Origin of the sequence: Streptomyces sp. NPDC032472, from assembly GCF_040636955.1 — a bacterium.
Classification (GTDB): domain Bacteria; phylum Actinomycetota; class Actinomycetes; order Streptomycetales; family Streptomycetaceae; genus Streptomyces.
Map to the genome: position 1 here is coordinate 15898 of NZ_JBEZVK010000021.1, position 16227 is coordinate 32124.

A 16227-nucleotide genomic window follows, 5' to 3' on the forward strand; every position below is an offset into this window, starting at 1 on the left:
CGGGGCGTACCCCGGGGATGCCGTGAACTACCGCACTACTTGGCGGACTTGGCGCGCGACGCGGTACGCGAGCGCTCCTTCTGGTCCAGGACGACCTTGCGGATGCGGACGGCCTCCGGGGTCACCTCGACGCACTCGTCGTCGCGGCAGAACTCCAGGGACTGCTCCAGGGAGAGCTTGCGCGGCGGAACGATCGCCTCGAACGAGTCGGCCGAAGAGGACCGCATGTTCGTGAGCTTCTTCTCCTTGGTGATGTTCACGTCCATGTCGTCGGAGCGCGAGTTCTCGCCGACGATCATGCCCTCGTACACCTCGGTGCCGGGGTCGGTGAACAGCACGCCGCGCTCCTGCAGGTTGGTCATCGCGAACGCGGTGACCGCACCGGCGCGGTCGGCGACCAGGGAGCCGTTGTTGCGGGTCTGCAGCGCGCCGAACCACGGCTCGTGGCCCTCGTGGATGGAGTGGGCGATGCCCGTGCCGCGGGTCTGCGTCAGGAACTCCGTACGGAAGCCGATGAGGCCGCGGGACGGGACGACGAACTCCATGCGGACCCAGCCGGAGCCGTGGTTGGACATGTTGTCCATGCGGCCCTTGCGGACACCCATGAGCTGGGTGACGGCGCCCATGTGCTCCTCGGGCACGTCGATCGTCATGCGCTCGACCGGCTCGTGGACCTTGCCGTCGACCTCCTTGGTGACGACCTGCGGCTTGCCGATGGTCAGCTCGAAGCCCTCGCGGCGCATCTGCTCGACCAGGATGGCGAGCGCGAGCTCACCGCGGCCCTGGACCTCCCAGGCGTCCGGGCGCTCGGTGTCGAGGACGCGGAGCGAGACGTTGCCGATCAGCTCGCGGTCCAGCCGGTCCTTGACCTGGCGGGCGGTGACCTTGCGGTCCTTGACCGCGGCCTTGGCGTCGGCGCCCTTGCCGGAGCCGCCGCGGCCGACCAGCGGGGAGGTGTTGGTGCCGATGACCATGGAGATCGCGGGCTCGTCGACCGTGATCAGCGGGAGGGCGACCGGGTTCTCCGGGTCGGCCAGGGTCTCGCCGATCATGATGTCGGGGATGCCGGCGACGGCGCAGATGTCACCGGGGCCCGCCACCTCGGCCGGCTTGCGGGTGAGCGCCTCGGTCATCATCAGCTCGGTGATGCGCACGTTGGAGATCGAGCCGTCGCGCTTGATCCACGCGACCGTCTGGCCCTTGCGCAGCTCGCCCTGCTCGACGCGGAGCAGCGCGATGCGGCCGAGGAAGTTGTCGGCGTCGAGGTTGGTGACGTGGGCCTGGAGCGGCGCGTCCTCCTCGTACGTCGGGGCCGGGACGTGCTCCAGGATCGTGGAGAAGAACGGCTCCAGGTTGTCGCTGTCCGCGGGGACGGTGCCGTCCTGCGGCTTGGTCAGCGAGGCGATGCCGTCACGGCCGCAGGCGTAGACGATCGGGAACTCGATCTGGTCCTCGTCCGCGTCCAGGTCCAGGAACAGGTCGTAGGTCTCGTTGACGACCTCGTCGATCCGGGAGTCCGGGCGGTCCGTCTTGTTGATGCAGAGGATGACGGGCATCCGGGCCTGCAGCGCCTTGCGCAGCACGAAGCGGGTCTGCGGCAGCGGACCCTCGGAGGCGTCCACCAGCAGGACGACGGCGTCGACCATCGACAGACCGCGCTCGACCTCACCGCCGAAGTCGGCGTGGCCGGGGGTGTCGATGATGTTGATCGTGATCGGGGCTCCGCCGTCCTTGGGGTGATACTTCACCGCCGTGTTCTTGGCGAGGATCGTGATGCCCTTCTCACGCTCCAGGTCGTTCGAGTCCATCATGCGGTCATCGAGCTGCTGGTGGGCGGCGAAGGCGCCGGCCTGCTTCAGCATGGCGTCGACGATGGTCGTCTTGCCGTGGTCGACGTGGGCGACGATGGCGACGTTGCGGATGTCGTGGCGCGTGGGCACTGCGGCGCTTCTCCCGGGATCGTGGATGGCGTCACGTACGGCCTGGTACGCGAGCCTGCCGGGCGGGAAACCTGCCACGGCCTTACCCCATGGTACGTCGCGTGGCGGGAAGTGCCCGCCGCGGGGTCTGTCAAGAGGCCGGTCGGCTGATCGCGGCCGGAGTGCGGGGTGGGGGGTCCGGCCGTGCGCGCTGCGGGTCCCCGGGGGGTTCCTGCGGTGGCTGTGGGGGCGGCTGCAGGTGGCTGTACGGGCCGCCTGCAGGGGGGCTGTGGGGGCGCCTGCAGGGGCTGTGGGGGCCGTCTGCGGGTGGTGCCGTGGTGCGGTGGGTGGTGCCTCGGGTCAACGGGCATCCACGACCTTGCCCGCCGGGCGTGCGGCGGGCAAGGGACTTGAGTCACATCTGAGCTTGCGGGGCGAAGGTCAATCCGCGGGGCGCCCGATTGTCACTTGTTCTTCTCCTTTCCTTCCCCGGCGCCCGACTCCTTGGCACTCGGGGCCTTCTTCCACCCGATGTCCTGGAAGCGCGGAGTGCCCAGTCCGAAGGCTCCGGCATTGGCCACGGACGGCTTGACGGCCACCAGCTCGGGGCGCTGGTAGAGGGGGATGGAGCCGGCCGCCGCCCAGATCCGGGCGTCCGCCTTGCGCATCAGCTCGCGCGAGGCGTCCTCGTCCAGCTCGCCGAGGGCCTGGTCGAAGAGCTGGTCGATGTGGTCGGTGCCGACCCGGGTGTAGTTCTGCTCGACGAGAAGCGAGCCGTCGGCGGCCGGCTCCGGCTTGGCGAAGATCGGCCGGGCGTCGGTGGCGGGGTAGGCGGTCGCCGGCCAGGAGTAGAGGGCCAGGTCGTACTGGCCGGAGGCCACGTGGTCCCTGAAGAAGCTCTCGTCGGCCACCTTGGTCAGCTCCGTCTGCACGCCGATCTTCAGGAGCATCTGCGAGATCCGCTCGCCCACCGAGCGCAGGGCCTCCGAGCCCGGGCCCGAGGGCAGGATGAAGCGCAGGGTGAGCGCCTTGCCGTCCTTGGCCATGATCGCGCCGGAGGTACGGGTGTGCTGGGCGGGCGCCGGGGCGGGGCTGGCCGTCCCGCCGGCGGGGGCGGCGGGCGTGCCGTCGGGTGCGGCGGGCGTACCGGCGGGAGCGGGCGCGCCGACCGGGCCCGGGGCGCCTGCGGGGGTGTCCGCGCCGGGTGCGCCTGCAGGGGCGTCCGGGCCGGGGGTGGTGATGCCGGGGACGGCCGGGGCGGGCGCCGGGGCCAGGGAGAGGTGCCGGCCGCCGACGAGGGCCACGGGGCCCAGGACGGAGCGGGCCGCGGGGAGCGCCCGGTCCAGGGTGTCGCCGCCCCGGTCGTCCTCCGAGCCCACGACGTACAGGCCGTCGTTGCCGGTGCCCGGGCCGGACGGGGTCTTGCCGGCGGCCTGCGGCTCGGCCTCCGGGCCCGCCTTCGCGCCGTCGGGCTCGGTGATCGGGCCGCCGCGGCGCCAGCCGGCGTCCGCGAGGAGGGCCTGGGCGGCCTTGGTGTCCTGGCCGCCGAGCGCCTCGCTGTTGTCGGCGTACGCCCGCTGCCCGGCCAGGGCCACGTGGCTGCCGACGGGCTTCGCCGGCAGGCCGAGCGGCTTGAGGACGATCTCGGCCAGCTCCTTGCGGTCCAGGGCCCGGGCCACCGCCCGGCGGACCCGCTCGTCGGCCAGCGGGCCGGAGGCCCCGTTCAGGGCGAGCTGGGTGTAGGCCGGCTCCAGGGACTTGCGGACGGTGAAGCCGCGCAGGGCCGCCGCCTCCGCCGTCTGCGCGGGGGCCCCGGCCCCGCCCGGGCCCGCCGTCTGCTCGGCCGCGCGCCGGGCGGCGGCGATCCGGTCCGCGCCGGCCCGGTCGATCTCGGCCATGTCGACCTTGCCCGCCACCAGCGCCGCGGTGCGCTCGGCCCGCGGGACGGCCGTCAGGACCAGGGTGTCCAGCTTGGCGGGCCGGCCCCACCAGCGGGCGTTGCGGGTCAGCGCGGCGGTGCCGGTCTTCTTGTCGACGGTCCCGAGGCTGAAGGGCCCGGCGGTGACCTTGAGGGTGCCGCGGGCGCCCTCGTTGAAGGCCTCCGGGGTGCCGGTGACCTGCTTGGGGTAGAGCGGGGAGAACAGCGAGCGCCAGTCGGTGTACGGCTTGGCGAAGGTGACCTTGACCTCCAGGTCGGACTTGCCGCGCTCGATCTTCTCGATCCGCTCGTAGCCGGCGTTGCGCGCGGTCCAGTACGCCGAGTCCTTGCCGTTAAGCGCCCGCCACTGGGCCACGAAGTCCGGGGCGCCGATCTCGCGGCCGTCGCTCCACACCGCCTGCTGGTTCAGCTTGTACAGGACGACCTGCTTGGGCTCGCGCTCGACGATCGCGGCCTTCTCCAGGTAGTCCGGGTTGGCCACCGGCCGGCCCTTCTCGTCCAGCGTGAACAGCTGGGGCAGCACCGCCTGGGCGACGCGGGTGGTGGCGGCGTCGGCATCGGCCTGGAAGGTGTTCAGGGTCTCCGGGAGGCTGTCCACGGCCCAGCGCAGCACGCCGCCGTCGGCGACCTTCTCCCGTGCCGTCACCGCGATGTCCTGGCCGGCGGCGACGGGACCGCCGTCGTCGCTGCCGGAGCACCCCGCGAGCAGCGGCAGTGCGAGGACTCCCGAGGTCAGCAGCGCCAGGGGCCTGCGCCTTCTGTGGGACATGGGTGCTACCTCCGGGCGGGGCGGGAAGGACATGGAGCAGATTTGGCGGTATATCGCATTTGGCGGTATATGGAGCTGATCACACCGGGTGCAGAAACACACTGAAATCCACGGGCCGCCGCACCCTGCGCACCCGCCCCTCGCCACGCCGCGAACCCCACCCGTGCGGACCAATCCCGCTGCGCCCGGAACGGGCGTTCCCCCGGGAGAGGGATGAGAATGGGGGCAGGGAGGGGCGCACAGATCGCGCCTGCGCGCCCGCAATCGCTTCCTGTCCCTTCACAACCGGGGGCGCGAGGGGCGACACTCGCAGGCGCACATGAACGTTGCCACCGCAACCTGCGGAAGTGAGGGCAAGTCATGTCCCAGCAGGACGATTTGAATGCCGTACGGCGCAGCCTGGACGAGCTCACCCGCAAGGTGGAGGAGCTGGAGCGCAGAGCCTCGGGCAAGGCGTCCGGGAGCGGCCGCGCCGCCCCGCCGCCGGACCGGTCCGGAATGGTGACCATCCCGGACACCCCGTACGACAACGCACTGTGGACGGACACCGACGACGAGGGCCTGGGCTCCCGCGACCGGCGAGCACCCTGAGTCCGCAGCCGTAACCTTCCGCCACCACACCACCCATCAGACCCAGCCGGCCCGCACCGGGGCGGCTGGGTCTCCTGGGCCACCCCCGACTCACTCCACCCGGAGTCCCCTTTGGCCACAGGTACAGAACCACCCCGGCAGCGGAGCGGCGTCCACGGCGCCACCCGGGCCGCGATCGCCGCCCGGCACCTGCGCACCGACCGGTGGTGGCTGGCCCCCGCCGGCACCGCCGCCGGACTGCTCGCCTTCATCGTCTACTCGACCTGGCGGGCCTTCGCGAACGCCGACTACTACGCCGCGCCCTACGTCTCCCCGTTCTACTCGCCGTGCCTGGCGGAGAACTGCCAGGAGATGCGCAGCGGCCCGAACTACGACCTCCTCGGCAGCTGGTGGGGCCTGTCCCCCGCCCTGCTGATCCTGGTCTTCCCGCTCGGCTTCCGGCTGACCTGCTACTACTACCGCAAGGCCTACTACCGCAGCTTCTGGGCCTCGCCGCCCGCCTGCGCCGTCGCCGAGCCGCACGCGGCGTACACCGGCGAGACCCGCCTCCCGCTGATCCTGCAGAACGCGCACCGCTACTTCTTCTACGCGGCGCTGCCGGTCGCGGGCATCCTCACGTACGACACCGTGCTGACCTTCCGCAACAACCGCTACGAGTGGGGCCACATGGGCCTCGGGACGCTGCTGTTCGTCCTCAACATCGTGCTGATCTGGGCCTACACGGTGTCCTGCCACTCCTGCCGACACATCATGGGCGGCCGCCTGAAGCACTTCTCCCGCCACCCGGTGCGCTACCGGCTGTGGGGCTGGGTCAGCCGGCTCAACGGGCGCCACATGCAGCTCGCCTGGGCCTCCCTGATCAGCGTCGCCGCGTGCGACCTGTACGTCTACCTGCTCGCCACCGGCGCCTTCACCGACCCGAGGATCTTCTGACATGGCTCAAGTCGACCGGCAGAGTTGGGACGTGGTCGTGGTCGGCGCGGGCGGCGCCGGGCTGCGCGCCGCGATCGAGGCGCGCGAGCGCGGCGCCCGTACGGCCGTGATCTGCAAGTCCCTGTTCGGCAAGGCCCACACCGTGATGGCCGAGGGCGGGATCGCCGCCTCCATGGCCAACGTCAACGAGCACGACAACTGGCAGGTGCACTTCCGCGACACCATGCGCGGCGGCAAGTTCCTCAACCAGTGGCGGATGGCGGAGCTGCACGCCAAGGAGGCCCCCGACCGGGTCTGGGAGCTGGAGACCTGGGGCGCCCTGTTCGACCGCACCCCGGACGGGCGGATCTCGCAGCGCAACTTCGGCGGCCACGAGTACCCGCGCCTGGCCCACGTCGGCGACCGTACGGGCCTGGAACTGATCCGCACCCTCCAGCAGAAGATCGTCGCCCTCCAACAGGAGGACTTCAAGGAGTACGGCGACCACGAGGAGAGGCTGAAGGTCTTCCAGGAGTGCACGGTGACGCGCGTGCTCAAGGACGGGGACAGGGTCTCGGGGGCCTTCTGCTACGAGCGCGAGTCGGGCCGGTTCTTCGTCCTGGAGGCCCCGGCGGTCGTCCTCGCCACCGGCGGGATCGGCAAGTCCTTCAAGACCACCTCCAACTCCTGGGAGTACACCGGCGACGGGCACGCGCTCGCGCTGCTGGCCGGGGCCCCGCTGCTGAACATGGAGTTCGTGCAGTTCCACCCCACGGGGATGGTCTGGCCGCCGTCGGTGAAGGGCATCCTCGTCACCGAGTCGGTGCGCGGCGACGGCGGGGTGCTGCGCAACTCCGAGGGCAAGCGGTTCATGTTCGACTACGTCCCGGACGTCTTCAAGGAGAAGTACGCCGAGACGGAGGAGGAGGGCGACCGCTGGTACGAGGACCCCGACAACAACCGGCGCCCGCCCGAGCTGCTCCCCCGCGACGAGGTGGCCCGGGCCATCAACTCCGAGGTCAAGGCGGGCCGCGGCTCACCGCACGGCGGGGTCTTCCTCGACGTGTCCACCCGGATGCCGGCGGAGAAGATCAAGCGGCGGCTGCCCTCCATGTACCACCAGTTCAAGGAGCTGGCGGACGTGGACATCACCGCGGAGCCCATGGAGGTCGGGCCGACCTGCCACTACGTGATGGGCGGGATCGCGGTCGACTCGGACACCGCCGCGGCCCGGGGCGTTCCGGGGCTGTTCGCCGCCGGCGAGGTCGCGGGCGGTATGCACGGCTCGAACCGGCTCGGCGGCAACTCGCTGTCCGACCTGCTGGTCTTCGGGCGGCGGGCCGGGCTGCACGCGGCCGCCCACGCGGCGGCGCCCGGCGGCCGGCCGGCCGTCTCCGAGGCCCAGGTGGACGCGGCCGCGGCGGAAGCGCTGGCCCCGTTCCACGCCGCGGAGGGCGCCGAGAACCCGTACACCCTGCACCAGGAGCTGCAGACGGCCATGAACGACCTCGTCGGCATCATCCGCCGCGAGGGCGAGATGGCCGAGGCGCTGGAGAGGCTGGCCTCGCTGCGGGCGCGGGCGGCCCGCGCCGGCGTCGAGGGGCACCGGCAGTTCAACCCGGGCTGGCACCTCGCCCTGGACCTGCGGAACATGCTGCTGGTCAGCGAGTGCGTGGCCCGGGCGGCCCTGGAGCGCACCGAGAGCCGCGGCGGGCACACCCGCGAGGACTGCCCGGCGATGGAGCGCAGCTGGCGCCCGGTGAACCTGCTGTGCCACCCGGTGCAGCCGGTGCCCGAGGATCCGGCGGCCGACCGGATCGTGCTGGAGCGGGTCCTCACCGAGCCGATCCGCTCCGACCTGCTCGGGCTCTTCGAGAAGGAAGAGCTGGCCAAGTACCTCGCCGAAGAGGAGCTCCACGGGTGACCACATACGACGCACGCTTCCGGATCTGGCGGGGCGACGCGGAGGGCGGGGAGCTGCGGGACTTCACCGTCGAGGTGCACGACGGGGAGGTCGTCCTCGACATCGTCCACCGGCTCCAGGCCACCCAGGCCTCGGACCTGGCGGTCCGCTGGAACTGCAAGGCCGGCAAGTGCGGCTCCTGCAGCGCGGAGGTCAACGGCCGGCCGCGGCTGATGTGCATGACGCGGATGTCGGTCTTCGACCGGGACGAGACGGTCACCATCACCCCGCTGCGGGCCTTCCCCGTGATCCGGGACCTGGTCACGGACGTCTCGTTCAACTACACGAAGGCCCGGGAGGTGCCGGCCTTCGTACCGCCGCAGGGGGTGGCGCCGGGCGAGTACCGGATGCAGCAGGTGGACGTGGACCGCTCGCAGGAGTTCCGCAAGTGCATCGAGTGCTTCCTGTGCCAGGACACCTGCCATGTGGTGCGTGACCACGAGGAGAACAAGACGGCCTTCGCCGGCCCCCGCTTCCTCATGCGGGTGGCCGAGCTGGACATGCACCCCCTGGACGCGGCCGCGGAGGCGGGCCTGGACCGCAAGCGCAGCGCCCAGGAGGAGCACGGGCTCGGCTACTGCAACATCACCAAGTGCTGTACGGAGGTCTGCCCCGAGGGCATCCGGATCACCGACAACGCGCTGATCCCGCTGAAGGAGCGGGCCGTGGACCGCAAGTACGACCCGCTGGTGTGGCTGGGCAACAAGATCCGGCGCCGCCCCGACCCCCACTAGCCACCTCGGCAGTACACAATGCCCCCTGGAAACACGCCGATTGAATCGACCGGGTCGATTGACGTGGTGTCAGGGGGCAACGGGGTGCGGGTGGGGGATCTGCTGGCCGGCCGGTACCGGCTGGACAGGAAGCTCGGCCAGGGCGGGATCGGCGTGGTCTGGCGCGGGCACGACCTGGAACTGGGCCGGGCCGTGGCGGTCAAGGTGCTGCTGGAGGACTCCGCGACGAGCGGGGAGATCGTCGCCCGGTTCCGGCGCGAGGCCACCATCGGGGCGCGGCTTCAGCACCAGGGCATCACCGTCGTGCACGACGTGGGGCAGGAGGACGGCAGGCTCTTCATCGTCATGGAGCTGCTGAGCGGCGAGGACCTCGCCGCGGTCCTGGCCCGGGATGGGGCGCTGGAGGTCGGGGTCGCGGTCGATCTGGCCGCCCAGACCGCGGAGGCGCTGGCAGCGGCGCACGAACAGGCCGTCGTCCACCGGGACCTGAAGCCGGCGAACCTCTTCCTGCTGCCCGGCGGGCGGCTGAAGATCTGCGACTTCGGCATCGCGCACTCCGCCGACGCGACCGGGCGGTGGACGGTCACCGGGCGGATCTTCGGGACGCCGGCGTACATGGCGCCGGAGCAGTGGCGGGGCGAGCGGGTCGGCGCCGCGTGCGATCTGTACGCGCTGGGGTGCGTGCTGTACGCGCTGCTGAGCGGGGAACCGCCGTTCGGGCAGTTCGAGGTGCCGTACGTGCTGATGCGGCGGCACATCGAGGAGGACCCGGTCCCGCTGCGACGGGCCGGGGCCGCGGTCCCGCCGGAGCTGGAGCGGCTGGTGCAGACCCTGCTGGCGAAGGACCCGTCGGACCGCCCGGCCTCGGCCGCCACGGTGGGCACGACCCTGCGCGCCCTCCTCACCCCGACGCCACCCCCGTCGTACGGGCCTCCGCCGACGGGCTACGGCCCGCCCGTTGCGTCTCCCGGGGGCGGGGCCGGGGCCGCGGGTGTGTCCGACGCCCCGGGTGGGGCGGTTGGAGGCGGAGCCGGGGGCGGTGTTGCCCTGGCCGAGGGCGCGTCCGGTGCCCGCGCCGGAACGACCGCCGCGTCGAGGCCCGGCGCCCCGGACGGGGCGGGCGAGGGCGAACCCGGCGCCACTGGCGTTGCCGGGGCCGGCGCCGAGGGCGCGTCCGGCGCCGCGGGCCGGACGGACCTCGGGGCCAGGCCCGGCGCCGCCGGCGGGAGCGGCGGCAACGCGGTGCCCGCCGGCGGGGGCAGGGTCCAGGCCGGGGACGGGCCCGGCGCCCCCGACGGGGCAGGTGGAGGCGAAGCCGCCCCTCCGGCCGATGCCTGGGACGGGTCGGCCGCCGCGGGTGGAGCCGCAGGGGGCGGCGCGAGACGCCGCGAAGCCGGTGGCGGTGGCGGTGGCGGTGGCGGTGGCATGGTCGAGGCAGAGACCGGGGTCCGGCCCGGACGCCAGGCCGGGCCCGCTGCCGGCGCCGAACTCGGGGGCGGGCGCGAGGCCCGGACCGGGTCGGGAGCCCGAGCCGGCATCGGCGCGGGAGCCGTGGGCGGGGGCCGGCCCGAGGCGGGGGCCGAAGCCGGCCCCGAGGCTCACACCGGCCGTGAAGCCGACTCCGGCATCGACACCGGATCGGGAGTCCGCGCCCACGCCGAGACCGGGACGGGCCCCGGCACTGGGGCCGGTCCCGGGACCGGAACCCTTGCCCGGCCCGGGACCGGGACCGAAGCCGGGGTCGGGGCGCGAGCAGCGGGCGGGGCTGAGATCCGTACTCAGGCTGAGGCTGAGGACGAGACCGGCCCCGCTGCCGGAGCGGAGCCGGGGGGCGGGGTCCCCGGCGGTGCCGGTGGGTGGTGGGTCGGTGGTGGGGATGTGCCCCCAGGGGTACGGGATGTGGTGCGGGGGTTGGTGCGGGACGTCGAGGAGCTGCTCGGCGGGGTCGGGATCGCGGGCGTCGTGCGCGGGGAGGTGCTGGCCTCGGCCGTGGACGCCGCCGCCCGCATCGACGCGGGCCTCGCGCTGCGGCTGCTGGACGGCGCCGAGCGCGCCGCGTGGGCCGGCGGTGCGGGCGACGGCGCCCTCACGGCCCGGCTGCTGACCGCCCTGGCCAGGGCCACCGCCCCGCACGCCCCGGCCCGTGCCCGCCGGCTCCTGACCGACGCCCACCAGGCACTGTTCACCGTGCTCGGCCCCGACCGCCGGGCGGCGCTGCGCGCGGTGGCCGAGGAGCTCGCCGCGGTCGCTCCCGAGCAGGCCGGGCAGATCGCCGCGTACCACTTCGCCGACGGCCCCGCCGGCAGCCGGCTCCGGGCCCGGATCGCCAGCGCCCTCGCCGCCGCCGACCCGCGCCGCGCCGAGCGGGAACTCGACCGCATCGCCGATCCGGTCCGGCAGGCCGCCGCCACCTACGACATGGTCGTGGCCCTGGCCCCGCGCGACCTGCCGGCCGCGCTCCGGCTGAGCGAGCGGATCGGCTCCGCCGGGGGCCGGCTGCTCGCCCTGTGCCAGCTGGCGCAGGACCGCGCCGCGGCCGGGGACACGGCCGGCGCCGTCCAGGCTCTGGCCCAGGCCGAGGAGTGGCTGCCCCCGGTGCTCCGGGAACGGGCGGCCTGGCTGCGGGAGGAGGCCGCCCGCGCCGCCGAGCACGGGAACCACGTCGAGGCGGAACGGCTGGACGGCCGGGCCGCGGGCCTGCTCCGCGGCCGCCTGGAGGCCGCCGGCGGCGACGAGAAGGCCGGCCACGCCCTGGCCGCGCTGGAGGCGGCCCGGGCGCGCGTTGCGGAGGCGACCCTGCCGCCGCTTGACCCGGCGGAGGCCCGGGAGCGCGCGCAGCGGGCCCGGAGTCTGCCCGATCCGGCCGACCGCGCCCGGGAGTTGGCCCGGGTCGCCCGGGCGTGCGTGGTCGCGGGGCGGTCGCGCTGGCTGCCGGAGGCGGCGTCCGAGCCGGGCCGCAGCCCGGTGCCTCCGGGGCGGGCGGAGCCGTCGGAAGCCGAAGCGGTGGCGGGCGGGCGGACCGCCTGGCGCGCCGAGGCCCGGCCGGACTGGATGGGCGCCTGCGGCGACGACGTCGTGTGGCGGGCCGGGGCCGAGGTGGGGCGCGTGTCGGGCCGTACGGGCTCCACCCGCTGGACGGCGTACGCCGACGAGGGCGCCCCCGCCCGGCCGACCGCCGGCGGCACGGTAACCGTGACCTGCGCCGGGGACGCCCGCACGGTCTGCGTCTGCGTCCGCTTCGAGGCGGACTCCGCGACCCGGCTGACCCGGCTGGTGGCGCGCGAACCGGGCGACGGCCGGGTGCGGTGGTGGCGGGAGCTGCCGACGGCGAGCCTGTACGCCGTGGCGGGGGACCGGGTGGTGGTCACCACCCCCGAGGGGCCGGTCGCGCTGGACGCGGCGACCGGGGAGACGGTGTGGGCCCGCACGGTGGGCAGGGACGCCTCGCGCGTGGTGCGGACGGCGGGGGACCTGCTGGTCCTCGTGGACGACGCGCGGCTGGAAGCGGTCCGGCCGGGGGACGGCCACGTGCCGTGGACCCGACCGCGCATGCGGGTCGGCGGCGGGCCGGCCCGCGCCACGGGGCCGGCCCGGGCCGGGGAACGGCTCGTCCACGTCCTGGACGGGAACGTCCTGCGCGGCCTGTCCCGGCGCACCGGGCTGGAGGTGTGGCAGGTCGAGCCGGGCGTCGCGGCGGCGGCCGGGCAGGCGGTGGTGGGCGAGGAGGACCGCGGCGTCGTGTACGCCGCCGCGCACCTCGCGGACCAGGGGCGGGACGTGGTGTTCTGCCTGGAGGCCGGCACCGGGCGGGTCGTCTGGCAGCGGCCCCTGACGCGGCGCCGGGCCGCGGGGTGCGGTCTGGAATTGCTGGGGGTCGGGGGCGGCAGCCTGTACGTGCGGGTGGCCCGCCCCGGCCGCCGCGGGCTGCTGGGCCATGGCCGGGACGCCGAGCCGTACGTGGTCGCCCTGGATACGGTGACGGGCCGACCCCGCCGCCAGTGGGACGACCCGGCCCTGGCCGACCACGCCCCCCTCCTCCTCCCCCACGCCCTGCTCCTCCCCCGCCCCACCCTGACGGCGATCCCGCTGCCTTGACGCCGCAGCAGTCCCCCGGCCCCGCCGGCGCCGGGCCCCGCCCTGCCCCATCGCCATCAAAGCCCTGGGCCGGCACAACCCAGCCCCGCCGGCGTTTGAGGCGCGGGGCTTGGGGCGGCGCCCCAGGCAACCCGGCTCCGCCGGGCACCGCCCCGACCCACACCCATCGCCCTCGAAGCCGGAGTCGGCACAACCCAGCCCCGCCGGTGTCTGAGGCGCGGGGTTCGGGGCGGCGCCCCGAGAAACCCGGCTCCGGCGGGCACCGGGCTCCGCCCGGACCTTCCCCCAGACTTCGTCCGGGGGACCCCCACTCAAACGCCGGCGAGGCTGAATTTGCCGGGCCCCCGTCCCAGGCGTCGGCGGAGCCGGGACGGCAAGGCCCGGGCGAAAGCCGGCCGCCGGAGTTGCCGGACCCCCGCTTCGAAGGCCGGCCGCTGGAGTGGCCGGCCCCCGCCGCACGCGTCGGCGGAAGCCAAGGGCGGCACGCGTCGGCGGAGTCGGCCGGCTTCGGACGCGCGCCGGAGCACGCAGCGGTCGGGGTCAGCCGTACATGCTCAGGAGTTGTTCCGCCGAGAGTTCCGACGCCGCTTCCGGGGCGGTGCCCGGGAGCGGGAGTTCGAACCAGACCGTCTTGCCCCGGTGCGTGCGCCGCGTGCCCCAGCCGGCGGACAGCATGCCGACCAGCTGGAGCCCCCGCCCGCCCTCGTCGGTGTCACGTGCGCGGCGGCGCCTCGGCTGGACCAGGTTGCCGTCCCACACCTCGCACACCAGGGTCCGGTCCAGCAGCAGCCGCAGCCGGATCTCGCCCTCCCCGTACCGCAGGGCGTTGGTGACGAGCTCGCTGACCAGCAGTTCGGTGGTGTCCAGGAGGTCCTCCAGGCCCCACGCCGGCAGCTTCGCCCGCGCCAGCTCCCGCGCCCGCCCCACGGACCGGGCCTCGCGCGGGAGCTGCCAGTCGCCCACGGCGTCCACGGGCAGCCCCTGCACCCGTGCCATCAGCAGGGCGATGTCGTCCTCGCCGTGGCGGGTGTCGAGGGTGTTCAGGACGTGGTCGCAGACGTCCTCCAGCGGGCGTACCGGGTCGGACAGGGCCTCGCGCAGCCCGCGCAGCCCCTCCTCCAGCGGGTGGTCGCGGGATTCGACGAGCCCGTCGGTGTACAGGGCGAGCAGCGCGCCCTCGGGGAGGTCGACCTCCACCTCCTCGAACGGTTCCCCGCCGACCCCCAGCGGCATGCCCGGCGGCACCTCCAGCAGCAGTGCGGGCCGCGCCGGCCCGCCCGGTTCGGCCGGCTCGACCAGCACGGGCGGCATGTGCCCGGCGTTGGCGATGGTGCAGCGCCGGGTCACGGGGTCGTAGACGGCGTACACGCAGGTGGCGAGGTACACCTCGGAGCGGTCGGCGTCCCGCGAGTGCAGGGCGGCCCGGGAGGCCTGCTGGGATCCGCCGGGCGCACCGAGCCCGCGGGCGATCTCGTCGAGCGCGGCGAGCACCTCCGCCGGTTCCAGGTCGAGCAGGGCCAGGGTCCGTACGGCGGTGCGCAGTTCGCCCATGGCGACGGCGGCCCGCAGCCCGCGGCCCATGACGTCGCCGACGACGAGCGCGGTGCGGTGGCCGGGCAGTTCGATGACGTCGAACCAGTCGCCGCCGACCTCGGTGGCGGCGTTGCCGGGCAGGTACCGGCAGGCGATGTCGAGGCCGGCCGCCTCGGGGTCCCCGGGCGGCAGCAGGCTGCGCTGCAGTATCAGGGCGCGTTCGTGCTCGCGCCGGTAGAGGCGGGCGTTGTCGATGCAGACGGCGGCGCGGGCGGCGAGCTCGACGGCGACGGCCCGGTCGCGTTCGCCGAAGGGCTCGCTGCCCTTGGTACGGGAGAACTGGGCGAGGCCGACGACGGTGTCGTGGGCGACCATCGGCACGACGAGGGTGGACTGGACGAGGTCGTCGGGTCCGCCGCCCTCGATGAGCCGGGGCCGGGCGGTGCGCAGGGCGATCGCCCCGGGCGAGGCGGGCGGGTAGCGGTGGGTGTCGCCGACGGCGACGGGCGCGCCGTGGCCGGAGAGCGGGGCGTCGGAGACGGCGGAGGCGAAGGCGACGCGCCGCAGCGGTGCGGAGGGCGCGCGTCCGGTGCCGAGCCCGGGCGGCAGCGAGGGTACGCCGGGGCCCTGCGGCCGGGCGGGGCGGTCGTCGTCGCCGAGCAGGAGCCCCTGGTAGAGGTCGACGGCGGCGAGGTCGCAGAAGCCGGGCACGGTCACGTCGAGCAGTTCGCGGGCGGTGGTCTCCAGGTCGAGGGAGTTGCCGATGCGGTGTCCGGCCTCGTTGAGCAGGGCGAGGTTGCGGCGTACGCCGGCGGCCTCGCGGGCGGCGAGGTGGCGGCGGGTGACGTCGGTGCCGAGGCCGGCGACGCCGACGGGCCGGCCGGTGCCGCCGTGGACGCGGTAGAGGTTGATGGACCAGTGGCGGTGTTCGCGGCTGCCGGGGGCGGCGCCGGTGATCTGGAGGTCGGTGACGGATTCGCCGGTCTCGAGGACGCGGCGCAGGGCGGCGGTCATCCGGTCGGCTTCCTGGGGCGGCAGGTAGTCGTGGACGGTGCGGCCGCGGTGCTCCTCGACGGCGCCGCCGAAGACGGTCGCGAAGCGGCGGTTGGCGCGCTGGACGGTGAGGTCGGTGCCGAACAGCAGGAAACCGAAAGGAGATTGGCCGAATATGGCCTGCGAAGCGGCAAGGTCGGATTCGATGCGGCGCAGGGCGCGTACGTCGACCACGACGCACAGTGCGGCCCGCTCGGAGGTCTCGGTCTGGGTGGGCATCACGTAGATCTCGGCCACGCCGTGGGCGCCGCTGCCGCCGGGGATGCGGAAGGGGACGAGGCCCGTCCATTCCTTGCCGTCGAGGATCTCGGCCATCCGGCGGTGGCCGCCCTCGCGCAGTTCCGGCGGCATGAAGGCGTCGACGGGATCGCGTCCGACGGCCTGTGCGGGGGTCAGTCCGAACAGTTCCTCGGCGCGCAGGCTCCACTGGTCGATGAGCCCGTCGGGCCCGATCGAGAACGACGCGACCTTGATGTAGTCATATATCGAGCCAGGCGGGCTGCTGTGCCACAGGGAGCCGTGCCATGTCTCCCCGGGCACACGGGCCTGATGTGCCTGCGCAGGTATCTCGCTCACGCGACCGTCCCCTCCAGCTCACCGCAACCGGACCGGCCATGACCGAAGTATTCAGCACCACGGCCCCGGACGGCACGGCGTTCCCGATCACGAAAAGGTCCCGACTATTTCGAGCCATGTCGGGTGATCGTCGGCCACCCTTC

Annotated in this window: 8 protein-coding genes; 5 read left to right on the forward strand and 3 right to left on the reverse strand. The window is 74.2% G+C overall.

Annotated elements, in window-relative coordinates; translation table 11 throughout:
- Window positions 1–35: 35 nt before the first annotated feature.
- Entirely contained in the window at window positions 36–1940 is a 1905-nt protein-coding gene (typA, locus tag AB0F11_RS16525; RefSeq protein WP_362173424.1) for a translational GTPase TypA, read from the reverse strand.
- A gap of 443 nt (window positions 1941–2383) precedes the next feature.
- Window positions 2384–4627, reverse strand: coding sequence for an ABC transporter substrate-binding protein (locus AB0F11_RS16530; RefSeq protein WP_362173427.1), 2244 nt, complete (start codon window positions 4625–4627; stop codon window positions 2384–2386).
- A gap of 360 nt (window positions 4628–4987) precedes the next feature.
- Between AB0F11_RS16530 and AB0F11_RS16535 the strand changes: the two genes are divergently transcribed.
- The 5 genes from AB0F11_RS16535 to AB0F11_RS16555 all read left to right on the forward strand — a co-directional run bounded on the left by AB0F11_RS16535 (window position 4988) and on the right by AB0F11_RS16555 (window position 12922).
- The gene (locus AB0F11_RS16535; RefSeq protein WP_362173430.1) at window positions 4988–5218 is read left to right on the forward strand and encodes a hypothetical protein; all 231 of its coding nucleotides are present in this window, start codon (window positions 4988–4990) and stop codon (window positions 5216–5218) included.
- Between the two features lie 111 nt (window positions 5219–5329).
- Window positions 5330–6151: a hypothetical protein gene (locus tag AB0F11_RS16540; protein WP_362173433.1), complete on the forward strand. Its 822-nt coding sequence runs from the start codon at window positions 5330–5332 to the stop codon at window positions 6149–6151.
- A 1-nt stretch (window position 6152) separates the two neighbouring features.
- Window positions 6153–8054, forward strand: a complete 1902-nt coding sequence (locus AB0F11_RS16545; RefSeq protein WP_362173435.1) for a fumarate reductase/succinate dehydrogenase flavoprotein subunit — start codon at window positions 6153–6155, stop codon at window positions 8052–8054.
- Window positions 8051–8827 carry a succinate dehydrogenase/fumarate reductase iron-sulfur subunit gene (locus AB0F11_RS16550; RefSeq protein WP_362173438.1) on the forward strand — a complete coding sequence of 259 codons (777 nt, stop codon included), beginning with the start codon at window positions 8051–8053 and terminating at the stop codon, window positions 8825–8827. The genes AB0F11_RS16545 and AB0F11_RS16550 overlap by 4 nt, the downstream gene beginning before the upstream one ends.
- Window positions 8828–8893: 66 nt before the next feature.
- The gene (locus AB0F11_RS16555) at window positions 8894–12922 is read left to right on the forward strand and encodes a protein kinase (protein WP_362173441.1); all 4029 of its coding nucleotides are present in this window, start codon (window positions 8894–8896) and stop codon (window positions 12920–12922) included.
- A 540-nt stretch (window positions 12923–13462) separates the two neighbouring features.
- Here AB0F11_RS16555 and AB0F11_RS16560 read toward each other — a convergent pair.
- A complete protein-coding gene (locus AB0F11_RS16560) occupies window positions 13463–16021 on the reverse strand; it encodes a SpoIIE family protein phosphatase (RefSeq protein ID WP_362173699.1) in 2559 nt (852 codons plus the stop codon).
- Between the last annotated feature and the right edge of the window lie 206 nt (window positions 16022–16227).